The following is a 22,391-nucleotide window of genomic DNA, read 5'->3' as shown; positions in this document are numbered from 1 at the left end:
GCCCCAGGAGATCGGGGCGTGAGCGGCAGCCGCAGGCAAGAGGCACCGACATCATCATCGTCATGATGGCCATCCTCCTCGTGCTGGCCTGTGCCTTCAAAATTCTAATTGGCTGATCGGGCAGGTCCGGTCGCCTCGTTCTCTTTCGAAAGCTGGAGTCTCTTATGAGCCAGGCAAAATCCGCGAGCATCCTGGATGCTCGCATTCTCATTCCCGCCGTGGGTGCTGCCTTCAAAAAGCTGGACCCACGCACGCTTGCCCGCAACCCCGTGATGTTCGTCGTCGCCACGGTTTCCGTTCTGACAACAGTGCTCTTCCTTCGCGATCTGGTCTCGGGCGGTGGCGATCTCGGTTTCTCCTTCCAGGTCAACCTGTGGCTCTGGTTCACCGTGCTCTTCGCCAACTTCGCCGAGGCCGTCGCGGAAGGGCGCGGCAAGGCGCAGGCGGAATCGCTGCGCAAATCGCGTACCGAAACCCAGGCCAAGCTTTTGACCGGCGAGAACAGGACCAGCTACAAGATGGTGCCGGGCACCAGCCTGAAGGTCGGCGATATCGTGCTGGTCGAAGCCGGCGACATCATCCCGTCCGATGGTGAAGTGATCGAGGGCGTTGCTTCCGTCAACGAGGCCGCCATCACCGGCGAATCCGCGCCCGTCATCCGCGAATCCGGCGGCGATCGCTCGGCCGTCACCGGCGGTACGCAGGTGCTCTCCGACGAAATTCGCGTGCGCATCACGGCGGCGGCCGGCTCGACCTTCATCGATCGGATGATTGCGCTGGTGGAAGGTGCGGAACGGCAGAAGACGCCTAACGAGATTGCGCTCAACATTCTGCTTGCGGGCATGACGCTGATCTTCGTGCTGGCCACCGCGACCATTCCGAGCTTTGCGGCCTATGCCGGCGGCTCGATCCCGATCATCGTGCTCGTCGCCTTGTTCGTGACGCTCATTCCGACCACCATCGGCGCACTTCTCTCGGCGATCGGCATTGCCGGCATGGACCGCCTGGTCCGCTTCAACGTGCTCGCCATGTCTGGCCGCGCGGTGGAAGCCGCCGGTGATATCGATACGCTGCTGCTCGACAAGACGGGCACGATCACCCTCGGCAACCGCCAGGCGACCGCGTTCCATCCCGTGCGTGGCGTCAGCGAGCAGGAACTTGCCGATGCCGCACAGCTGGCCTCGCTCGCCGACGAAACCCCGGAAGGCCGGTCGATCGTGGTCCTTGCCAAGGAAAAATACGCAATCCGTGGCCGCGACATGAGCAATCTCAAGGCGAACTTCGTGCCGTTCACCGCGCAGACCCGCATGAGCGGCGTGGATATCGAAGGATCGTCGATCCGCAAGGGCGCCGTCGATTCGATGCTGGCCTATGTGAATGGCTCTCCCGCGATTGCCACCGGCAATGCCGCCGTTGCTCTGCACGTGAACAACGATACCGCGCGCGAGCTACAGTCGATCGCCGACGAAGTGGCCAAGAGCGGCGGCACCCCGCTTGCGGTCGCCCGCGACGGGAAGCTGCTCGGCGTGGTGCAGCTGAAGGACATCGTCAAAGGCGGCATTCGCGAGCGGTTTGCCGAACTGCGGCGCATGGGTATCCGCACCGTGATGATCACCGGCGACAATCCGCTGACCGCCGCGGCCATCGCAGCCGAAGCCGGCGTCGACGACTTCCTGGCGCAGGCAACGCCGGAGATGAAGCTGGCGCTGATGCGCGAGGAGCAGGCCAAGGGCAAGCTTGTCGCCATGTGCGGCGACGGCACCAACGATGCCCCAGCGCTCGCTCAGGCCGATGTCGGCGTCGCCATGAATACCGGTACTGTCGCAGCCCGCGAAGCCGGCAACATGGTCGATCTCGACAGCGACCCGACGAAGCTGATCGAGATCGTGGAGATCGGCAAGCAGCTCCTGATGACGCGCGGCGCGCTCACCACCTTCTCGATCGCCAACGATATCGCGAAGTATTTCGCGATCATCCCGGCCATGTTCCTGACGTTCTATCCGCAGCTTGGCGTCCTGAACATCATGGGCCTGTCGACGCCGCAAAGCGCTATCCTGTCGGCGATCATCTTCAATGCGCTGATCATCATTGCCCTGATCCCGCTGTCTCTGAAGGGCGTGCGCTACCGGCCGATCGGCGCCGGCGCGCTGCTGTCACGCAACCTTTTGATCTACGGCGTCGGCGGCATCATCGTACCGTTCATCGGCATCAAGGCGATCGACATGATCGTTGCCTCGCTCGGCCTCGCATAATTCCACGGCCGGACGCCAGGCGCCCGGCCCAACCCGCTCATTCGAATTCCAGGAGTTCACGACCATGTTGAACCAGCTTCGCCCAGCCATCGTGATGATCGTTGCAACCACCGCAATCACCGGCCTCGTCTATCCCCTTGCCATGACCGGCGCGGCTCAGGCGCTTTTCCCGAAACAGGCCAATGGCAGCCTGATCGAGAGCAACGGTACGGTCGTCGGATCGGCCCTGATCGGCCAGGCCTTTACCAGCGACAAGTATTTCCACGGGCGTCCATCAGCCGCCGGCGACGGCTACAACGCGGCCGCCTCCAGCGGCTCCAACCTCGGCCCGACAAGCCAGAAGCTGATCGATCGCGTCAAAGCCGACTACGAGGCCGCCAAGGCGACCAATCCCAACGCCGACGTGCCAGTCGACCTCGTCACGGCATCCGGCAGTGGCCTTGATCCGCACATCTCGCCGGAAGCAGCCTATTTCCAGGTCGCGCGTGTCGCCAAGGCCCGCAATCTCGATGAGACGAAGGTCAAGGGTCTCGTCGATGCCGCCGTCGAAGGTCGGGAACTTGGGCTGCTTGGGGAGCCGGTGGTCAATGTGCTGGCGCTCAATATGACCCTGGACGCAACCTCGACACAGTAGGTGGCCAGCGCCACGTCCAGTCGAACAGCCTGCGAAAGAAAAGAGCATGTCCATCGGCGACCGCGACCCGACGATCAGACCTTCTCCCGACGCCTTGCTCGAGAGGGTTCGCTCAGAGACGCGCGGTCGCCTGAAGATATTCCTGGGCGCAGCACCCGGGGTCGGCAAGACCTATGAGATGCTGGTCTCAGGACATGCGAAGATCGCCGATGGCGTCGATGTCGTCATCGGCGTGGTGGAGACGCATGGGCGCAAGGAGACGCAGGCGCTCCTGGCCGGATACGAGATCATTCCGCGTGTCGTGATCGACTACAAGGGCCGGTCACTCGATGAGATGGATATCGACGCCATCCTGGCGCGGAAGCCGGATTTGGTGCTGGTCGACGAACTTGCCCATACCAACGCGGAGGGTAGCCGGCATCCGAAGCGATACCTCGACGTCAAGGAACTGCTCGACCGTGGTATCGATGTCTACTCGACCTTGAACATTCAGCACGTCGAAAGCCTGAACGACGTCGTCTCGCAGATCACCCGCGTGCGCGTGCGCGAGACGGTTCCGGATTCCGTCATCGACCTTGCTGACGACATCGAGATCATCGACCTGACGCCTGACGATCTCATCAAGCGCCTGCATGACGGCAAGGTCTACATGCCCGGCACGGCGGCACGCGCGCTGACCAATTATTTTACGCCCGGCAATCTGACGGCGCTGCGCGAACTGGCGCTGCGCAAGACCGCGCAGCGCGTCGACGACCAGCTGCTCACCCATATGCAGGCGAATGCAATCTCCGGCCCCTGGGCGGCAAGCGATCGCGTGCTGGTGTCCATCGACCATCAGCCGCGTTCGACCGCTCTGGTCCGATACGCCTCGCGCATGGCGTCGCGCCTGCGCTCCCCCTGGGCGGCCGTCTATGTCGAGACGAACCATGCCGTTAGGCTGACCGAGGCGCAGGCCGACAGCGTCGCCGCGACGTTGCGTTTGGCCGAGCAACTCGGTGGTGAGGCCGTCACGCTGCCCGGCCGCGAATGCTCCGAGGAGCTGCTTCGCTACGCGGCGGCCAATAACGTCACCCACATCGTCGTCGGCGCGCCCGGAAAAACCTCGTGGTGGAAATGGTGGGAGCGAGCCGAGGCGGACACGCTGATTCGCCAGGCCGGCGAGATCAGCGTCCACGTCATCTCGGGCAGCGAGCGCGACAGCAAAACCGCGCCGTCAGGCGTTCGTAGCGCCCCGCCCGCCCGCTCGCTGGATCTCAGGGCCTATGCTCTGGCGACCGTTTACGTTGCGGTGGCGCTTCTCGTCGGGGTCGTCCTTGATCAGGTTCTCGATGTCAGGAATCTCGCCCTGGTGTTCCTGATGTCGGTCCTGACATCGGCGGTCCTGCATGGCCTGCGCCCCGCGCTCTACTCATCGCTGCTCGGCGCGCTCGCCTTCAACTTCTTCTTCCTGCCGCCGCGATACACACTGACGATCAGCGATCCGGAAAGCGTGCTCGCGCTGTTTTTCTTCCTCGGCGTGGCGATCATCGCCAGCAATCTCACGGCGACCGTGCAGCGCCAGGCCGCTGCGGCGAGGCGCCGTGCCCGCACCACCGAGGATCTCTACCTGTTTTCGAAGAAGCTCGCCGGCACCGGCACGCTCGACGACGTCCTGTGGGCAACGGCGTTTCAGCTTGCCTCGATGCTCAAGGTGCGCGCGGTCCTGCTCTTGCCCGAGCAGGGCACGATCGCTGTCAAGGCGGGCTATCCGCCGGATGACACGCTTGACGATGCCGATATCGCTGCCGCCCGGTGGGCCTGGGAGCACAATCACGCCGCGGGGCGTGGCGCCGATACCCTGCCGGGCGCCAAGCGCCTCTATGTTCCACTGCGCACCGGCCGCGCTGCCGTCGGCGTGATCGGCCTAGACAGCGACCGCCGGGACGGACCGCTGCTGACGCCAGAGCAGCAACGCCTGCTCGATGCGCTGGCCGACCAGGCAGCGCTGGCGATCGAGCGCATCCAGCTGGTTGCCGATGTGGACCGGGCGAAACTCGCGGCGGAAGCGGACCGGCTGCGCTCGGCCCTGCTGACCTCCATCTCACATGATTTGAAGACACCGCTCGCCGCGATACTGGGTGCGGCGGGTACTTTACGCGACTACCTCGATTCGATGACCCCGGACGACCGGCTCGATCTTCTCGCAACCGTCGTCGACGAGTCTGAACGCCTGCATCGCTTCATCGCCAACCTGCTCGACATGACGCGGCTGGAATCCGGCGCCATGGAGCCGAACGCGACGCCGCACTTCGTCGGCGACATCGCCGGCGGCGCGCTTCGGCGTGGGGCAAAAATCCTCGCGCACCACAAGACGGAAATGACGGTCGCGTCCGACCTGCCGATGGTGCGGGTGGATGCCGTCCTGCTTGAACAGGTGCTGTTCAATCTGCTCGACAATGCAGCGAAATACTCGCCCGAGAATTCGACGATCACGATCACCGGCTGGGCAAACGCCTATAACGTGTTCGTTCAGGTCTCCGACGACGGCCAGGGCATTCCGCCAGCCGATCTCGAGCGCATATTCGACAGCTTCTATCGCGTGCGCAAGGGCGACCAGGTGCGGGCGGGAACGGGTCTCGGCCTATCGATCTGCCGCGGCTTCGTCGAAGCCATGGGCGGGACGATCTCCGCCGAAAACCGCAGCGATCGACGCGGCGCGCGCTTCACCGTGCAGCTGCCGATCGCAAACGACATTCCCAAACTGGATGATCTCAAATGACAGGCATGGCCATTACAATTCTTGTCGTCGACGACGAGCCGCCGATCCGTAAGCTTCTGCGGGTGGGCTTGACGGCGCAGGGATACTCGGTCGCCGAAGCAGCCGATGCCTACTCGGCCAAAGAGTATACGCGCCATCAGATGCCCGACCTGATCATCCTCGATCTCGGCCTGCCCGACCAACATGGCTACGACCTGCTGCAGGAATGGCGCCAGGCCGGGATTGTCACGCCCGTGGTTATTCTCTCCAGCCGGACCGACGAGACGGGCATCGTCCGGGCGCTCGAAACAGGTGCTGACGACTACATCACCAAGCCGTTCGGCATGAATGAGCTCGGCGCACGCATCCGCGTGGCGCTGCGCCATCGGCTGCAGCAACAGGGCGAGCGCGGGCTTTTCCAGACCGGCGGCCTGTCGATCGATCTCGTCAAGCGGATCGTGAAAGTGGATGGCAACGAGGTGAAGCTGTCACCCAAGGAATATGAGATCCTGCGGGTTCTGGCGCAGCATGCGGGCAAGGTCCTCACACACCAGTTCGTGCTCCGGCACATATGGGGACCGGCGGCCGACGTACAGTATCTGCGCGTCTATGTCAGGCAGTTGCGCCAGAAGATCGAGCGCATTCCCGACCAGCCCTTCTACATTACGACCGAGACCGGCGTTGGCTACCGGCTGCGCGAACCGGACGAGATCACCGACACGTCGCGCGACCAGGGCAAGGTTTGATCGGACCGAGATGACAATGAACCTTGCGACCATATTCCTTCCCGACGACGTTCTCTTCGACGTGTCCCAGCAAAACAAGTCGAACGTCCTGCGCTTTGCCGCGACAAGGGCATCGCAGACGTTGGGCGTAGACGCGGCCGCGCTGCTTGCCGTGCTCGAAGCGCGCGAATTGCTTGGTTCGACGGGCATCGGCCGCGGCATCGCCGTGCCGCACGCAGCGGTCTCCAATCTCGGACCTCCACGCGGTTTCATCCTGAAACTGGCGCGGCCGCTGGATTTCGACGCGATCGACGAACAGCCGGTCGATCTGGTCTTCCTGCTTGTTTTTGGCGAGCAGTGGCGATCTGAATATCTGAAGGTGCTGGCAACGATCGCCAGGAAGGTGCACCACAGCGCGGTACTGGATGCCATGCGCAGCGCGGCCAGCGCCGACGATCTTTACCGGCGATTTGCCGGCGCAGAGCCATCAGCCGTTGCGCGGTGACGATCGCAAAGACATGACGAGACCAGCGTCATGCCTTCCATCACGGAGCCCGAACTTTCTGCTCTCCTGATCGTTATTTCGGCCATGAGGGAAGTTACGACAAAAAGAGCGCTGCCTGACAACAATGAACCGGATGCCACAGGCAAGTCCGACGCGGGGGCAGCGTCTATCGATTTCGAGGAAGCGCCCCCTGCCCCGGAAGAGCCGGACGAAAAACTGACACCGGAGGAATTCGAGCGCGCCCGGAAGTCTTACCTTCTGAAGCGGTTCTGGATCAGCGCGCGCGGCTTCTGGGGCCGCAATGGCGACCGGTTCGCCTGGCTGTGCTGCCTTGGGCTGCTTGTCCTCATCGGAATGAATGTCGGGTTTCAGTACGGCATCAACGTCTGGAACCGCGAACTTTTCGACGCCATCGAACAGCGTAACGCCCCGACGGTCTATTTCCTCGGCGCCCTCTTCCCGCCGCTGGTTCTCGGAAGCGTCATGCTGGTCACCATTCAGGTCTACGTTCGCATGATGATCCAGCGCCATTGGCGATCGTGGCTGACCTCGGCGCTCATCGCCCGCTGGCTCGACAATGGCCGCTACTATCAGCTGAACCTGATAGACGGCGACCACAAGAACCCCGAGGCTCGTCTATCCGAGGACCTGCGCATCGCTACCGAATCCCCGGTCGATTTCGTTGCCGGCGTGATCGCGGCCTTCGTGTCGGCTTCCACTTTCATCGTCGTTCTGTGGATGATCGGCGGGGCGCTCTCGCTTCCGATCGGCGGCATGGTGATCACCATCCCGGGATTCCTTGTTGTTACCGCCATTCTCTACGCAATCACGACATCCAGCGCGATCGCATTCATCGGCCGGAATTTCGTTCAGGTCTCCGAAGCGAAGAACCAGGTGGAGGCGGAGTTTCGCTATACGCTCACCCGCGTTCGCGAAAACGGCGAGAGCATCGCGCTGCTCGGCGGCGAAGAGGAGGAGCGCAACGATCTTGGCCGGACCTTCGGCAATGTGCTTCACCAATGGGCGCTGCTGGCGCGGCAATATATGCGCACCACGCTCGTGTCGCACGGTTCCATGCTGATCGCGCCCGTCGTGCCGGTGCTGCTCTGCGCGCCAAAATTCCTCGATGGCAGCATGACGCTGGGACAGGTCATGCAGGCGGCGTCCGCTTTCACGATCGTGCAGGGCGCATTCGGATGGCTGGTGGATAACTACCCTCGCCTTGCCGATTGGAACGCCAGTGCGCGGCGTGTCGCATCGCTGATGATGTCGATCGACGGTTTGCAGCGCGCCGAACAGAGCGACACGCTGGGACGTATCGAACACGGCGAAACCAATGGCGACGTGATGCTGAGCCTGCACAATCTGTCCGTCTCGCTCGGCGATGGCACCGCTGTCGTGAAGGAGACCGAAGTGGAGATCGAGCAAGGCGAGCGGGTTCTGGTGGCAGGCGAATCCGGCTCGGGCAAAAGCACGCTCGTGCGGGCGATCGCCGGCCTCTGGCCGTGGGGGACGGGCAGCGTCGATTTTCATGCGGACAAGCGGATGTTCATGCTGCCGCAGCGTCCGTACATCCCGTCAGGAACTCTGCGGCGCGCCGTCGCCTATCCGCGAGCCGCCGACAGCTGGGAGCTCGATGACATTAATGACGCTCTCGACAAGGTCGGTCTCGGGCACCTCAAGGACAAGATCGAGGAAGAGGCGCCATGGGATCAGACGCTATCGGGCGGCGAGCGTCAGAGGCTCGCTTTCGCACGGCTTCTATTGCACGATCCCGATATCATCGTGCTTGACGAGGCGACCTCGGCGCTCGATGAGAAGAGCCAAGACCAGCTCATGGAGTTGCTGGTTCGCGAACTGCCGACGGTCACCATTCTCAGCGTCGGCCATCGGGCGGAACTGGAGGCTTTCCACAGTCGCAAGATCACGCTTGAAAAACGTAATGGCGGCGCCCGGCTCGTCAGCGACGTCGATCTTGTACCGCGCAAGAAAAACCGCAACGTGATCTCGCGCATCCTGAAGCACCGACATCGCCATCGTGCAAAACCGGCAAGCTAGCGGGATGCAATGAGCGGCTCAACGATGTCGCCGATTACAGCCAATGCCTTTTCCCGTTCGGCCGCATCCTCCGGCGCCTCGAATTCGGCAAGCTCGATGCCGGCGATCTGCTCGGCAGATATCGCCTCCAGCACCGCGCGAAGCTGATCGGGTAGCAGGCCATCCGCGATCTGGTAGGCGGCTGGAACGTGATTGGGCTCGAGCACGTCCCAATCGATATGTATCCAAACCGACGCGTTACCGATGAAGGAAAGCAAGGCCTCTAGATCGATCGGTCCCGGCATCAGCGTTACGCCGGCGCCTTCCAGCAGTGTTTGCTCCGCGCTGTCGATATCGCGGATACCGATGATGGCAACATCCGACGCAACGACCTCAGAACCGTGCCCCGTCCGCCAGAGGCCGCAAGCGCCGGCCAAGGCCATTCCTCCGAGATAGCCTGAGCCGGTCGTCTCTGGTGTGTTGAAGTCGCCATGCGCATCGATCCACAGCACCTTGATGCCCGGAATGGAGCGTGCCGCCGCCGGCAGCGTGGCAATCCCAGCCGAGCAGGTGTTGACGCTGAGCAGGGGAATGTCGCCTGCTTCTATTGCTCTGGTGACCTCGCGGGCAAGGCCGCTCAAGGTCTCGTTGGCTGCCGGCAGACTGACGCTCCAGTCGTCCACCTGATGCCCGCTCTCGCTTCCGACAATGTGAGCCTCAATGGACAGCCGATCGGCCAGCATGTCGGAGCAGGCCCGTGCACCAGCGATAGCATGCGGTGTCCGGTCGCCGATGCGGCCTTGCGATGTGATCAAGCGAAACGGGCGGTTGCTCATGGTCATCCAATTTGGTTGGCTGCGGAAACGGCGAAGCGAGTTGCGCTCTGGCTAGGCAAAATTCCGATACTAATCAAGCGGTTCGTGCCGTTGCGGCAATCACCGATGTCAGTGGGGGTGACAGTTATCTGTAAGACGGAGCAATATCTTAGCCGGATGTTTTCGACTATTGTTCAGTTCTTCGCGACAGGCGCTGCCGGCAAGAGCCGGCCACGAGCGATCAGCATGATGGTCCCGATGGCGACGGCGAAGACCACGAGGTTCGCAATAATGAAGAGCACGGGCGCCAATGTCTCGACCGGCCCGGCATCGCCACGCGCCACCATTCTGATCGCCGCGGTGGAGAGTGCCGTAACGCCGAAGGTAAATGCCCAATAGGAAGCTGCGAAGGGCTGCCTTGAGATCCAGGGAAGCATGCGGCAAAGCAGAAGCGCCTGCAGAAGCGCATAGCCAAGCATCAAACGGACAATCATATCCGGTGCGCCCACGGTGACGCTGAGATAGGCCACCGCCCCAACCGCGGGCGGCGCAAGCTGGATGCCCAGCGTCGGTCGAAGCGGATCGGCTAGGCTCGGTCCCGTCAGCAAGCGGTTCAAGAGGACGGACTCGATCGCAAGCCAGGAAAAGAAACCGGCGCCGAACGCATATTGCCCCCAGTCTCCGTAGCCGAGCGCACCCGCGACGATCGCGGTGACGAAGGAGCCTGCCACCGTCGGCAGATAGAGGACCGCCGTCGTGGTTGCCGGGTCGCGTTCGCCGCGCCACAAAATTCCCGTTCGCCAGAGCGCGAAGGCAAGCGTGAAGATGGCACCGCAGGTAAACAGAAGGATCGCGACGGTGCGCGTATAGGGCAGAACAGCCAGGGCGATCAGCATCGTCGACACGCCGGCAAGGCCGATGAAGCAGCACTGCACCGGATTCTCGGCTTCCAAGAGCGCCGCTGGGCGCGCGACGATCCATTTGGCTGCATAGAGCGTGACGAGGATCAACCAGACGATCACCGCAGCCACGTTGATCGCCTCGCCAATGGCGGATGGCAGACCCCATACGGCGGTGGCGGCACGCCAGCTATTTCCGAGGCCGGCGAGGCCCAGGACGATGCCGAAAAACGCGGCGGGAACGGGCGGGAGCCGGCTCACACGTACCATCGCCACCTCACTTTTCGTCACAGGCAGATCCACCGTCATCCCAACCTCCCCACTTTCGCGGCGAACCGCCGGAAGTGGCCGTTGCCGACGCTTTGACGCTCCACTGAAATGGCCCGCGCCATCTCGCTTTTATACGCTCCAGCCGAGATCTGTAAATTCGCCCGTTACCCATAAACGGCAGCGGTGCGGGCTTTCGCCGGAAGGCTTGATCGCGGGCCGAAACGAGCGGCTGCGTGGTGCTGCGACGACATCGTCGCGAACCAAATGACGGCTGAGACGTTGATCTGATAGGATTTTTCGAAAAGGAGCAATCCGATGAAGAGAACTTTCACCGCGGCAATGGCCGCAGTCTTCGTCATCGCGGGCGGTCTCAGCCCGGCCATGGCTCGCGATCACCATCATCATGACAACACCGGACGGGTAATTGCCGGCGGTGTTGCGGCTGGTGTCATCGGCGGATTGGTCGGTGGCGCAATCGCCAATTCGCAGCCGCGCTACGTCGACCCGCCGCCGCCGCGCCCGCGTTGCTGGTATGAAGATCGCGAGGTCCAGAATGCCTATGACGGAGGATCTCATGTCGAGTCGGTGCGTGTCTGCAACTAGCATCCCCAACCATGATCTCTCTATGCGGGGCAACCGCTCCGCATAGATAAACCTCCCGCCCAGGCTCCCGCAAAAGTCTCTCAGGCAGAACTCACCGCAAAGTGTGAGTTGACCGCCTCGTGTGGCAAGGCGACAATCACACATCCGAAAACGCGAGGAGGACGCGATGGAAGAAGCAGACCGCTGGCGCCACATGGAGAGCGCGCCCAAGGACGGAAGCCGTATCCTTGTGACGATCTATCCGTCCGAACAGGGTCCCGGGGAAGTCGATCTTGCCTATTGGTCAAGCGGCGATCGCTACGGCGCCGAAGGATGGCGCGCATCGGATTCTTCGCCCGGGCGTGTGATCGAATATGCGGAGCCAGAGCTGAAGTGTTGGATGCCGATGCCCTCGGCCAATCTCGACCGAGCCTCCATGCCCCTACCCTGGGAAGTCGATGACGCGCTGCAGCTCGACGGTTCAGGCATCTAGCGGCGCTCTTCACATTCGCGGCGGTGGCGGTAATGTGGCACCCGGCAGGGAGGCCGCATGATCGACAAACTGGAATTCTTCATCGCCGTCGCCAACGAAAAGCACTTCGGCCGCGCCGCCCAGGAATGCGGCATATCCCAACCCTCCCTCTCCGCCGCCATTCGCCAGCTGGAAGACCAGCTCGGCGTCATCCTCGTGCAGCGTGGCTCGCGCTTTCAGGGTCTGACGCCTGAAGGACAACGTGTGCTGGAATGGGCGCGCCGGATCGTTGGAGACGCGCGCACCATGCGCCAGGAAATGCGCGCGGCCCGCGCTGGCCTTGCCGGCCATATCAGGATCGCTGCCATCCCGACCGCATTGTCGATGCTGCCGCAGCTGACCGCACCCTTTCAGGAGCGCCATCCCGACGTCACCTTCTCAATTGTCTCGCGCAATTCTCTGCAAGTGCTGAGCATGCTTGAGAATCTCGAAATCGACGCCGGCATCACCTATCTCGAGAACGAGCCGCTCGGGCGCGTGACCAGCGTTCCGCTGTATGCAGAACAGTATAATCTCATCACCGCGGCCGGCAGCCCGCTGTCCGATCGCGAAAGCGTCACCTGGAAGGAGGTCGGCGATATCAGGCTCTGTCTGTTGACGGCCGACATGCAAAATCGGCGTATTATCAATCAGTTGCTTTCGGAAGCTGGAGTGACGGCGCAGCCGACGCTCGAATCCAATTCGATGATCGTGCTGTTCTCGCACGTGCGCACTGGCCGCTGGGCCAGCATCATGCCGCGCAATGTCGCGAAATCATTCGGCTTTCCGGCCGAAATCCGGATGATCCCGATTGTAGAGCCGCAGGCGCATCATGTCGTCGGCTTGGTCGCGACCCACCGTGAGCCCTTCACGCCGCTGGTCTCGGCGCTCCTGCACGAGGCGCGCATCCTCATAGAGAAGCCGGACCTTCAATAGGAAATTCCTATCGACTGACGAGACAGCTTTATTGATCGCTTCGTCCTTCCCTGAGAAAGTTCTATAATGATTTGACGGTCCCGTATCGTCGGCCAACGGCTTCTGGAGGAGGCTTGCCGAACGTCCGTGAGCGTCGCTGCTGGTCTGGGAGGGCCGCTGATGAATATTCGTGTCGCCAACGGCGATATTTCCGACCAGGTGCGTGAGATCGTCGATCGTCTGAAGACGCTCGAAGGGCCGATGTTGCCGATTCTTCACGAAATCCAGGACGTGTTCGGTTACGTCCCGCAGGAGGCGCTTCCCGTCATCGCGCATGGGCTCAACCTGTCGCGTGCGGAAGTGCACGGCGTCGTCACCTTCTATCACGATTATCGCAACCACCCTGCTGGCCGCCATGTGCTGAAGCTCTGTCGCGCCGAATCTTGTCAGTCGATGGGGGGAGACCGTCTGGCCGAGCGGGTGAAAGCGATGCTTGGGATCGATTGGCACGGCACGACGCCGGACGGGGCGATCACGCTGGAGCCGGTCTTCTGTCTCGGGCTCTGTTCGTGCTCTCCATCAGTGATGCTTGATGGAGAGGTTCATGGCCGGGTCGATGTTGCCGATATCGAGGAGATGATCGCGGAGGCACGCCGATGAGTGTCCGCATCTATATTCCGCGCGATGCGGCCGCACTGGCGCTAGACGCCGACAAGGTGGCGGCTGCGATTGCCAGGGAGATCGCCGATCGCGGTATCGATGCCGTGATCGTACGCAACGGTTCGCGCGGCATGCACTGGCTGGAGCCGCTGATCGAGGTCGAGGTGGGCGGCGAGCGGATCGGCTACGGCCCCGTCAAAGCGCGGGATGTCGCGGGATTGTTCGATGCCGGGCTGATCTCGGGCGGCGATCACCGGCTCTGTCTTGGCGCGGTCGAGGAGATCGCGTTTCTCAAGCGACAGACACGACTGACCTTCGCGCGCTGTGGCGTGATCGATCCGCTCTCGCTTGCCGATTACGAGGCGCATGGCGGCCTCGCCGGTCTGCGTCGCGCCGTCGCCATGCAGCCGGCCGATATCGTCAAGGACGTCACCGATTCCGGTCTGCGCGGGCGCGGCGGCGCGGGGTTCCCGACCGGCATCAAGTGGAAGACCGTGCTCGATGCGCCGGGTGCGCGCAAATACATCGTCTGCAATGCCGACGAGGGCGACAGCGGTACATTCGCCGACCGGATGATCATGGAGGGCGATCCCTTCGTGCTGATCGAGGGTATGGCGATCGCGGGGCTGGCGACCGGGGCGACCAAGGGCTTCGTCTACATCCGCTCGGAATATCCGCATGCGATCGCTACAATGACCGAGGCGGTCGAGATCGCGGTACGCGCTGGCGTGCTCGGTCCGTCGGTGCTCGGCTCGGGCAAGGCATTCGAGATCGAGATCCGCACCGGCGCCGGCGCCTATGTCTGCGGCGAGGAAACGGCGTTGTTGAACAGCCTGGAAGGCAAGCGCGGCATCGTGCGCGCCAAGCCGCCGCTGCCGGCGCACAAGGGTCTGTTCGACTGTCCCACTGTCATCAACAACGTGATCTCGCTCGCGTCCGTCCCCGTCATCATGGACAAGGGCGCCGTCCATTATCGCGATTTCGGCATCGGCCGCTCGCGCGGCACGATCCCGCTGCAGATCGCCGGCAATGTGAAGCATCCCGGTCTGCACGAGGTGGCCTTCGGGCTGACGCTGGGCGAGATCGTCGATGAGATCGCTGGCGGTACGGCATCGGGGCGGCCGGTCAAGGCGGTGCAGGTGGGCGGGCCGCTGGGGGCTTATTTTCCGCGTGCGCTGTTCGACACGCCGTTCGATTATGAGGCCTTTGCGGCCAGGGACGGGCTTATCGGCCATGCCGGGATCGTCGTCTTCGACGATAGCGCCGACATGCTGAAGCAGGCGCGGTTTGCGATGGAGTTCTGCGCTGTCGAGAGTTGCGGCAAGTGTACGCCCTGTCGTATCGGTTCGACGCGCGGGTTGGAAACGGCCGACAAGATCGCCAGCGGTATCGAGCCGGAGAAGAACCGGGCGCTGCTTGCCGATCTCTGCAACACCATGAAATTCGGTTCGCTCTGCGCGCTGGGTGGGTTCACGCCTTATCCCGTGTTGAGCGCGATGGCGCATTTTCCTGACGATTTCGCGCCGGGGCCGATGGTGGAGGCTGCGGAATGATCAACGCTGCATCTAACGTCTATTCCCCTCCCCAACCCCTCCCCACAAGGGGGAGGGGCTTAACTGCGGCACGCTCGTCACATCAAGATGACCCTCGCGCATGTGAAAACGTTGAGACGAGAATGGGAAGAGCGCGACATCCGAAGCCCCTCCCCCTTGTGGGGAGGGGTTGGGGAGGGGTCTTCGCGCCATCCACGACAGCAGATCATTCTCTTACGGAGGCACACCATGTCCCTCGTTCATGAAATCGACTACGGCACGCCGGCCTCCGCCTCCGAGACCATGGTGACGCTCACCATCGACGGCAACCAGGTGACCGTGCCCGAGGGCACGTCCATCATGCGCGCGTCGATGGATGCAGGCATCGAGATCCCCAAACTCTGCGCCACCGACATGATCGACGCCTTCGGCTCCTGCCGGCTCTGTCTGGTCGAAATCCAGGGACGCAACGGCCTGCCGGCGTCATGCACCACGCCGGTTGCAGCGGGCATGGTGGTGTCGACGCAGACGAACCGGCTCAAGGACGTCCGCCGCGGCGTGATGGAGCTCTATATCTCCGACCATCCGCTCGACTGTCTCACCTGTGCGGCCAATGGCGATTGCGAGCTGCAGGACATGGCGGGCGCCGTTGGCTTGCGCGATGTGCGCTACGGCTATGAGGGCGACAACCACGTCAAGGCGCGCGACAATGGCGGGCTCAACGCCAAATGGGCGCCGAAGGATGAGAGCAACCCCTATTTCACCTTCGATCCGGCCAAATGCATCGTCTGTTCGCGCTGCGTGCGGGCCTGCGAGGAGGTTCAGGGCACGTTTGCACTGACCATCGAGGGGCGCGGCTTCGATTCCCGGGTTTCGGCCGGCATGCACGAGGATTTCGTCTCGTCGGAGTGCGTCTCCTGCGGCGCCTGCGTACAGGCCTGTCCGACGGCGACGCTGATCGAGAAGTCGGTGATCGAAATCGGCCAGCCGGAGCATTCGGTCGTGACCACTTGCGCCTATTGCGGCGTCGGCTGTTCGTTCAAGGCGGAGATGCGCGGCGAGGAGCTGGTGCGCATGGTGCCGTGGAAGGATGGGCAGGCGAACCGCGGGCATTCCTGCGTCAAGGGCCGCTTCGCCTACGGCTATTCCAGCCACAAGGACCGCATCTTGAACCCGATGGTGCGCGAGAAGATCACCGATCCCTGGCGCGAGGTGACCTGGGACGAGGCCTTTGCGCATGTAGCGTCCGAGTTCCGGCGCATCCAGTATCAGTATGGGCGCGATTCGATCGGCGGCATCACCTCCTCGCGCTGCACCAACGAGGAAACCTATCTGGTGCAGAAGCTGGTGCGCGCCGGTTTCCGCAACAACAATGTCGACACCTGCGCACGTGTCTGCCATTCGCCGACAGGCTATGGCCTAGGCCAGGCCTTCGGCACCTCGGCGGGCACCCAGAATTTCGACAGCGTCGAGAAGAGCGATGTCGTCGTCATCATCGGCGCCAACCCGACGGATGGTCACCCGGTCTTCGGCTCGCGCCTGAAGAAGCGCCTGCGCCAGGGCGCCAAGCTGATCGTCATCGATCCGCGCCGTACCGATATCGTCCGCTCGCCGCATGTCGAGGCGGCCTATCATCTGCCGCTGAAGCCGGGCACCAACGTCGCGGTCATGACCTCGCTGGCGCATGTGATCGTAACCGAGGGCCTGTTCGATGAGCGCTTTATCCGCGAGCGCTGCGATTGGTCGGAGTTCGAGGACTGGGCGGCCTTCGTCGCAGAGCCGCACCATAGCCCGGAGGCGACGGAAGCGCTGACCGGCGTGCCGGCGGAGATGCTGCGGGGTGCGGCCCGTCTCTATGCCACAGGCGGCAATGGCGCGATCTACTACGGGCTTGGCGTGACCGAGCACAGCCAGGGTTCGACGACGGTTATGGCGATCGCCAACCTGGCGATGGTAACCGGCAATATCGGCCGTCCCGGCGTCGGCGTGAACCCGCTGCGCGGCCAGAACAATGTGCAGGGCTCCTGCGACATGGGCTCCTTCCCGCACGAACTTCCGGGCTATCGCCACGTCTCCGACGATGCGACGCGCGATATCTTCGAGAAGCTCTGGGGCGTGAAGATCAGCGACGAGCCGGGCCTACGCATCCCCAACATGCTGGACGCCGCCGTCGATGGCTCCTTCAAGGGGCTCTACGTCCAGGGTGAGGATATCCTGCAGTCCGACCCAGACACCAAGCATGTGGCGGCGGGGCTGGCGGCTATGGAGTGCGTGGTCGTTCACGATCTCTTCCTGAACGAGACGGCGAACTACGCCCACATCTTCCTGCCGGGCTCGAGCTTCCTCGAGAAGGACGGCACCTTCACCAATGCTGAGCGGCGCATCAACCGCGTGCGCAAGGTGATGAGCCCGAAGAACGGCTATGCCGACTGGGAAGTGACGCAAAAGCTGGCGCAGGCCATGGGCCTTGCCTGGAATTACCAGCACCCGTCTCAGATCATGGATGAGATCGCGGTAACGACACCGAGCTTCGCCATGGTCTCCTACGACTATCTGGAAAAGATGGGCTCCGTGCAGTGGCCGTGCAATGAAGCGCATCCTCAGGGATCGCCGATCATGCATGTCGACGGCTTCGTGCGCGGCAAGGGCAAGTTCATCCGCACCGAATATATCGCGACCGACGAACGCACGGGACCACGCTTCCCGCTGCTTTTGACGACGGGGCGCATTCTCAGCCAATATAATGTCGGGGCGCAGACGCGGCGCACGGAGAATGTCGTCTGGCACTCCGAGGACCGGCTGGAGGTCCACCCACATGATGCCGAACAGCGCGGCATCCGCGATGGCGACTGGGTGAAGCTGATGAGCCGATCGGGCGATACGACGCTGCGTGCGCTCATCACCGATCGAGTCTCGCCCGGCGTGGTGTACACGACCTTCCACCATCCGGACACGCAGGCGAACGTCATCACCACCGACTTCTCCGACTGGGCGACCAACTGTCCGGAGTACAAGGTGACTGCTGTCCAGGTCTCGCCGTCCAACGGCCCGACGGATTGGCAGGTCGAGTACGACGAGCAGGCGCGGCAGAGCCGACGGATTTCGGGCAAGCTCGAGGCGGCGGAGTAAGGCGATGTCACACGGCACCCACGACAAGCTTGTCTATATGGCGAACCAGATCGCTGGATTCTTCGCGACCCAGCCGGAAGCCGAGGCCGCGCAAGGCGTGGCCGCGCACATCAACAAGTTCTGGGAGCCGCGCATGCGCAAGCAACTGTTCGAGATCGTCGAGCTCGAGACGGATACGCTCAGTCCGCTGGTGCTGCAGGCTGTGCCGCTGATCAAACGGCCGGCGCCGGTAGCGCCGCCCAATCCCGAGACGATCGGCTGAAGGCACGGTGTGTCCGCGCTCACTGATCGTAGCATTGTGAGCGGTACAGGCCTTTAGGTTCCTTGGTCGTGGCATCGATCCGAGGTCGCTTCATTGCGTCAAGCGGCTGCCATGCCGGACTGCTTCTCTCACTCCCTCCTTCACAGCAAGATCGAGCGGTCTTCACTGCTGCTTGCACGCCGCCGGCGGGCTTGCCGGCGTTGTCTTTCTGCGCATGGCGATATGTTCTCGCATCAAAATTAATTTAACGCATATAGATTTTAAAGTTGACGCGCGCAAAGTTTAATGGTGAATAGGCGGCGTCGGTTGGCTCAGGAGGCGGCCATATCCGACGGTCCCAAGCACAGGCCTCGATACGTTTCCGGGAGGAAAAATTGACCATTTCTCGCATCGCGAAGTCGCTGCTCGTTTCCGCCGCTTTCTCGCTCGCCGCGTTCACCGCGCAGGCCGAAGGCATTGGCGCGTCGCTGCTGACGCAGCAGCATCCTTTCTATAACGAGCTCGCAAAGGCGATCACCGCTGAAGCAAAGGCCAAGAACGTCTCCGTCGAGATCGCGATTGCCAATCAGGACCTGAACAAGCAGCTCGCCGACATCGAAGACTTTATCGTCAAGGGCGTCGACGTCATCATCATGTCGCCTGTTGACAGCAAGGGCGCGCTCGCGGCCGTCGCCCGCGCTGAGGCAGCCGGCATCAAGGTCATCACCGTCGACGTTCCGGTCGAGGGCGCCAAGGTTTCGTCCTACATCGGCACCGATAACTATGCCGGCGGCGTCAAGGCTGGCGAACTTATGGCCGAGCAGCTTGGCGGCAAGGGCAATGTCGCTATCATCGACTATCCGCTGGTCCAGTCGGTCGTGAACCGCGTCAACGGCTTCAAGGAAGCCATTGCCAAGCATCCCGACATCAAGATCGTTTCGATCCAGACCGGCATCACCCGCGCCGAGGCGCTGGCCGTCGCGCAGAACATGCTGCAGGCAAACCCAGATATCAACGGCATCTTCGGCTTCGGTGACGACGCGGCACTGGCCGCAGCCGTTGCGGTCAAGTCTTCCGGCCTGACTGGCAAGGTCAAGGTCATCGGCTTCGACGGCATGCCTGAGGCGATCAAGGCGGTCGACAGCGATCCCGACATGGTTGGCGTGATCCAGCAGTTCCCGGACCAGATGGGCAAGCTCGCCGTCGATACCGCGCTGGACCTCAAGGCCGGCAAGGACGTGCCCGCCGAGCAGCCGATCGTTCCCGGCGTCTACGTCAAGAAGCAGTAAGTCCTCCCAAGGCGCACTGTGCGAAGGTCCCAAGTATCGCACAGTGACCGCTCCTTCCGGCGGCCGGGTTCTTTGAGGGGCTGGCCGCCGGAAAGTAGCGACATCTCCGCGACAAATCAGAGCGCCCCACGCATCCATCCGATGCCTGCGGCTCTTGGTGAAAGGTGACGCCATGGAAACCTCCGGCGACAACGCGATCCTCGAGATCAAGGACATTACGAAAGTCTTCGGCGCGGTGACCGCGTTGAAGAACATGCAGCTGAAGGTTCGGCCCGGCAGGGTTCACACGATCCTCGGTGAAAACGGCGCCGGAAAATCGACGCTGATGAAGATCCTCGCCGGTGTCTACCAGCCGACATCGGGCTCGATCCTTCTCGACGGCAAGCCCTATGCGCCGGCCAACCCGCAGGATGCGGCGGCAGCGGGCCTGACGATCGTCTTCCAGGAACTCAGCCTCTGCAACAATTTGAGCGTCGCCGAGAATATTCTCGCGACCCGCGAGCCGACAAGGGCCGGCTTCATCAACGACAAGGCACTCGTGCGCCAGGCCGCGGCGATCGTCGCCGATCTGAAGCTGCCGATATCCGTCCAGGAGCGCGTCGGCGACCTGTCGATCGCCCAGCGCCAGCTGGTCGAGATCGCCAAGGGCCTCAGCATCGACGCCAAGGTCGTCATCCTCGACGAACCGACATCCTCGCTCAGCGACAGCGAAGCCGAAATCCTGTTCGAGATCATCGCGCAGCTGAAAGCGCGCGGCGTCGCCGTGATCTACATCTCGCACCGCATGGAAGAGATCATGCGGCTCAGCGACGACATCACCGTCGTGCGCGACGGCAGCTACATCATCACGCGCGACAAGTCCGAGGCCACGATCGATGAGCTGATCGCGCTAATGGTCGGCCGCGACATGAACGAGATTTACCCGCCGCGCGACGTGCCGGCTCCAGCGCTTACCGAAAAGCCGGTGCTGGCGGTGAGCGGGCTTTCCAGCCATGACGAGTTCGAGGGCATCTCCTTCGATGTCCGCCCGGGCGAGATCCTCGGCTTCTTCGGCCTGATCGGTTCCGGCCGTTCGGAGGTGATGAAGACCCTCTTCGGCATGACGCAGCCGACTTCGGGCACCATCTCGATCGACGGCAGCGCGGTAACGATCACCTCCCCCGTCGATGCCATTAACCGGCGTATCGGCTTCGTCACCGAGAACCGCAAGGAAGAAGGGCTGGTGCTCAGCCACAGTGTCGAGAGCAACATCTCGATGGTGGCGCTCGACAACTATTCCAGCCCCTTCGGCTTCCTCAGGCGCCGCCGCGAACGCGACGACGCAAAGGTGGAAGTCGGCCGGCTCGCCATCAAGACGGCGTCGCTCGAGACCTCGGCGGGATCGCTGTCCGGCGGCAACCAGCAGAAGATCGTGCTGGCCAAGTGGCTGCTGACCAAGCCGAGGATCCTCATCCTCGACGAGCCGACACGCGGCGTCGATGTCGGCGCCAAGTTTGAAATCTACAAGATCATCCGCCAACTGGCGGCGGAAGGCACGGCAATCCTGCTGGTGTCCTCCGAACTCCCCGAAGTCATCGGCATGAGCGACCGCGCCGTCGTCATGAGCGAAGGGCGGGCCACCGCCATCGTTGCCGGCGATCAGATGACACCGGAGAAGATCATGAGCTTTGCTACGGGATTTGTATCATGAGCGACAGACACGCAGCCAATGCCGCATTCCGGCAGGTAATGAAGCAGTATGGCGGTATTTTCCTATCGCTGATCGTCCTTTGCGTGATCTTCTCGATCACCAACCAGCGGTTCATGTCCGTTGCCAACTTCCTGAACGTACTGCAGCAGGTCTCGGTCATCGCGATCGCCGCCTTCGGCATGACCTGGGTCATCCTGCTCGGTGAGATCGACCTGTCGATCGGCTCGATCATCGCAGTCGCCGGCATGGTCGGAGCACAGTGTTTCGCGTTCGGTATGGGCTTCGTTCCTGCACTCGTCCTAACGCTCGCAGCCGGCGCGCTTTTGGGTCTCGCCAACGGCGTCCTGACCGCGAAGTTTCTGCTGCCCTCCTTCATCGTCACCGTGGCGACGATGGGTATCTATCGCGGCATGGTCAGCCTGCCGACGAACGGCGCGCCTGCCATGATCATGGAGCCGACCTGGACGGCCATCGGCACCCAGAGCTTCATCGGCATCCCGATCGTGATCTGGGTCGTGGCCGTGCTCTTCCTGTTCAACCACATCCTGCTCAGCAAGACCAAGTTCGGCCGCCGCGCCTATCTTACCGGTGGCAACCGCGAGGCTGCGCTCTATTCCGGCATCAAGGTCGATCGCCTGAAGATCATCATCTTCATGATATCAGGCATCATGGCGGCGATCAGCGGCATCCTGCTTTCCTCGCGCCTGTTCTCGGCCCAGACCAACGCCGGCATGAGCTACGAACTCGACGCCATCGCCGCGGCCGTTCTCGGCGGCACGAGCCTTGCCGGTGGGGTCGGCACCATGATCGGCACGCTGATCGGCGCGCTCATCATCGGCGTGCTCAACAACGGCATGAACATGCTGTCGGTGCCTTACTTCTACCAGCTGATCGTCAAGGGCCTCGTCATCCTCGTCGCCGTCTATCTCGACGTGCGCTCGAAGCGCGCCAAGCAGTAAACTTCAAGA

At 62.6% G+C, this 22,391-nt stretch carries 18 protein-coding genes; 16 read left to right on the top strand and 2 right to left on the bottom strand.

Annotation, left to right across the window (positions count from 1 at the left end):
- Positions 1-164: 164 nt before the first annotated feature.
- The 6 genes from kdpB (at position 165) to D460_RS32780 (ending at position 8,911) form a co-directional block, all read left to right on the top strand.
- Positions 165-2,252: a potassium-transporting ATPase subunit KdpB gene (kdpB, locus tag D460_RS0108075; RefSeq protein WP_018898031.1), complete on the top strand. Its 2,088-nt coding sequence runs from the start codon at positions 165-167 to the stop codon at positions 2,250-2,252.
- A gap of 64 nt (positions 2,253-2,316) precedes the next feature.
- The gene (gene kdpC / locus D460_RS0108070; protein ID WP_018898030.1) at positions 2,317-2,886 is read left to right on the top strand and encodes a potassium-transporting ATPase subunit KdpC; all 570 of its coding nucleotides are present in this window, start codon (positions 2,317-2,319) and stop codon (positions 2,884-2,886) included.
- Between the two features lie 46 nt (positions 2,887-2,932).
- On the top strand, positions 2,933-5,644 hold the full coding sequence (locus D460_RS0108065) for a sensor histidine kinase KdpD (RefSeq protein WP_018898029.1): 2,712 nt from the start codon (positions 2,933-2,935) through the stop codon (positions 5,642-5,644).
- Positions 5,641-6,369: a response regulator transcription factor gene (locus D460_RS0108060; protein WP_018898028.1), complete on the top strand. Its 729-nt coding sequence runs from the start codon at positions 5,641-5,643 to the stop codon at positions 6,367-6,369. The genes D460_RS0108065 and D460_RS0108060 overlap by 4 nt, the downstream gene beginning before the upstream one ends.
- Before the next feature lie 16 nt (positions 6,370-6,385).
- The gene (locus tag D460_RS0108055) at positions 6,386-6,853 is read left to right on the top strand and encodes a PTS sugar transporter subunit IIA (protein WP_018898027.1); all 468 of its coding nucleotides are present in this window, start codon (positions 6,386-6,388) and stop codon (positions 6,851-6,853) included.
- 30 nt (positions 6,854-6,883) lie between these two features.
- Complete coding sequence (locus D460_RS32780; protein ID WP_018898026.1) at positions 6,884-8,911, top strand: ABC transporter ATP-binding protein/permease; 2,028 nt, start codon at positions 6,884-6,886, stop codon at positions 8,909-8,911.
- Here D460_RS32780 and D460_RS0108045 read toward each other — a convergent pair.
- Both D460_RS0108045 and tehA read right to left on the bottom strand, forming a co-directional pair.
- On the bottom strand, positions 8,908-9,726 hold the full coding sequence (locus D460_RS0108045; RefSeq protein ID WP_018898025.1) for an arginase family protein: 819 nt from the start codon (positions 9,724-9,726) through the stop codon (positions 8,908-8,910). The genes D460_RS32780 and D460_RS0108045 overlap by 4 nt on opposite strands.
- 173 nt (positions 9,727-9,899) lie before the next feature.
- Positions 9,900-10,913, bottom strand: a complete 1,014-nt coding sequence (tehA, locus tag D460_RS0108040) for a dicarboxylate transporter/tellurite-resistance protein TehA (protein ID WP_018898024.1) — start codon at positions 10,911-10,913, stop codon at positions 9,900-9,902.
- Between the two features lie 276 nt (positions 10,914-11,189).
- Here tehA and D460_RS0108030 point away from each other — a divergent pair, with 276 nt between their 5' ends.
- The 10 genes from D460_RS0108030 (at position 11,190) to D460_RS0107985 (ending at position 22,382) form a co-directional block, all read left to right on the top strand.
- Positions 11,190-11,477: a hypothetical protein gene (locus D460_RS0108030; RefSeq protein WP_026282911.1), complete on the top strand. Its 288-nt coding sequence runs from the start codon at positions 11,190-11,192 to the stop codon at positions 11,475-11,477.
- Between the two features lie 166 nt (positions 11,478-11,643).
- Complete coding sequence (locus D460_RS0108025) at positions 11,644-11,949, top strand: hypothetical protein (protein ID WP_018898021.1); 306 nt, start codon at positions 11,644-11,646, stop codon at positions 11,947-11,949.
- 57 nt (positions 11,950-12,006) lie between these two features.
- On the top strand, positions 12,007-12,903 hold the full coding sequence (locus D460_RS0108020) for a LysR family transcriptional regulator (RefSeq protein ID WP_018898020.1): 897 nt from the start codon (positions 12,007-12,009) through the stop codon (positions 12,901-12,903).
- 159 nt (positions 12,904-13,062) lie between these two features.
- Positions 13,063-13,542 carry a formate dehydrogenase subunit gamma gene (locus tag D460_RS0108015; protein ID WP_018898019.1) on the top strand — a complete coding sequence of 160 codons (480 nt, stop codon included), beginning with the start codon at positions 13,063-13,065 and terminating at the stop codon, positions 13,540-13,542.
- Positions 13,539-15,095: an NADH-quinone oxidoreductase subunit NuoF gene (locus tag D460_RS0108010; protein ID WP_018898018.1), complete on the top strand. Its 1,557-nt coding sequence runs from the start codon at positions 13,539-13,541 to the stop codon at positions 15,093-15,095. The genes D460_RS0108015 and D460_RS0108010 overlap by 4 nt, the downstream gene beginning before the upstream one ends.
- Before the next feature lie 228 nt (positions 15,096-15,323).
- Positions 15,324-18,203: a formate dehydrogenase subunit alpha gene (gene fdhF, locus D460_RS0108005; protein WP_018898017.1), complete on the top strand. Its 2,880-nt coding sequence runs from the start codon at positions 15,324-15,326 to the stop codon at positions 18,201-18,203.
- 4 nt (positions 18,204-18,207) lie between these two features.
- Positions 18,208-18,465, top strand: coding sequence for a formate dehydrogenase subunit delta (locus D460_RS0108000; protein ID WP_018898016.1), 258 nt, complete (start codon positions 18,208-18,210; stop codon positions 18,463-18,465).
- A gap of 374 nt (positions 18,466-18,839) precedes the next feature.
- The gene (locus tag D460_RS0107995) at positions 18,840-19,733 is read left to right on the top strand and encodes a substrate-binding domain-containing protein (RefSeq protein ID WP_018898015.1); all 894 of its coding nucleotides are present in this window, start codon (positions 18,840-18,842) and stop codon (positions 19,731-19,733) included.
- 172 nt (positions 19,734-19,905) lie between these two features.
- On the top strand, positions 19,906-21,423 hold the full coding sequence (locus D460_RS0107990; RefSeq protein WP_018898014.1) for a sugar ABC transporter ATP-binding protein: 1,518 nt from the start codon (positions 19,906-19,908) through the stop codon (positions 21,421-21,423).
- Entirely contained in the window at positions 21,420-22,382 is a 963-nt protein-coding gene (locus tag D460_RS0107985; protein WP_018898013.1) for an ABC transporter permease, read from the top strand. Before D460_RS0107990 ends, D460_RS0107985 begins: the two co-directional genes overlap by 4 nt.
- Positions 22,383-22,391 lie beyond the last annotated feature (9 nt).

It is taken from the genome of Rhizobium sp. 2MFCol3.1, assembly GCF_000377565.1.
Lineage (GTDB): Bacteria > Pseudomonadota > Alphaproteobacteria > Rhizobiales > Rhizobiaceae > Rhizobium.
Note: the sequence above shows the minus strand (reverse complement) of the source record. Positions and strands in the feature narration are given on the sequence as shown.

What these genes read in the sequence shown, in the direction of transcription:
- fdhF (WP_018898017.1), top strand. Translation starts at nt 15,324, where the DNA reads ATGTCCCTCGTTCATGAAATCGACTACGGCACGCCGGCCTCCGCCTCC.
- D460_RS0108010 (WP_018898018.1), top strand. Translation starts at nt 13,539, where the DNA reads ATGAGTGTCCGCATCTATATTCCGCGCGATGCGGCCGCACTGGCGCTA.
- D460_RS0108015 (WP_018898019.1), top strand. Translation starts at nt 13,063, where the DNA reads ATGAATATTCGTGTCGCCAACGGCGATATTTCCGACCAGGTGCGTGAG.
- D460_RS0107985 (WP_018898013.1), top strand. Translation starts at nt 21,420, where the DNA reads ATGAGCGACAGACACGCAGCCAATGCCGCATTCCGGCAGGTAATGAAG.
- D460_RS0108045 (WP_018898025.1), bottom strand. Translation starts at nt 9,726, where the DNA reads ATGAGCAACCGCCCGTTTCGCTTGATCACATCGCAAGGCCGCATCGGC.
- kdpC (WP_018898030.1), top strand. Translation starts at nt 2,317, where the DNA reads ATGTTGAACCAGCTTCGCCCAGCCATCGTGATGATCGTTGCAACCACC.
- kdpB (WP_018898031.1), top strand. Translation starts at nt 165, where the DNA reads ATGAGCCAGGCAAAATCCGCGAGCATCCTGGATGCTCGCATTCTCATT.
- D460_RS0108020 (WP_018898020.1), top strand. Translation starts at nt 12,007, where the DNA reads ATGATCGACAAACTGGAATTCTTCATCGCCGTCGCCAACGAAAAGCAC.
- D460_RS0108065 (WP_018898029.1), top strand. Translation starts at nt 2,933, where the DNA reads ATGTCCATCGGCGACCGCGACCCGACGATCAGACCTTCTCCCGACGCC.
- D460_RS0108030 (WP_026282911.1), top strand. Translation starts at nt 11,190, where the DNA reads ATGAAGAGAACTTTCACCGCGGCAATGGCCGCAGTCTTCGTCATCGCG.
- D460_RS0107990 (WP_018898014.1), top strand. Translation starts at nt 19,906, where the DNA reads ATGGAAACCTCCGGCGACAACGCGATCCTCGAGATCAAGGACATTACG.
- D460_RS0108000 (WP_018898016.1), top strand. Translation starts at nt 18,208, where the DNA reads ATGTCACACGGCACCCACGACAAGCTTGTCTATATGGCGAACCAGATC.
- tehA (WP_018898024.1), bottom strand. Translation starts at nt 10,913, where the DNA reads ATGACGGTGGATCTGCCTGTGACGAAAAGTGAGGTGGCGATGGTACGT.
- D460_RS0108060 (WP_018898028.1), top strand. Translation starts at nt 5,641, where the DNA reads ATGACAGGCATGGCCATTACAATTCTTGTCGTCGACGACGAGCCGCCG.
- D460_RS32780 (WP_018898026.1), top strand. Translation starts at nt 6,884, where the DNA reads ATGCCTTCCATCACGGAGCCCGAACTTTCTGCTCTCCTGATCGTTATT.
- D460_RS0108025 (WP_018898021.1), top strand. Translation starts at nt 11,644, where the DNA reads ATGGAAGAAGCAGACCGCTGGCGCCACATGGAGAGCGCGCCCAAGGAC.
- D460_RS0108055 (WP_018898027.1), top strand. Translation starts at nt 6,386, where the DNA reads ATGAACCTTGCGACCATATTCCTTCCCGACGACGTTCTCTTCGACGTG.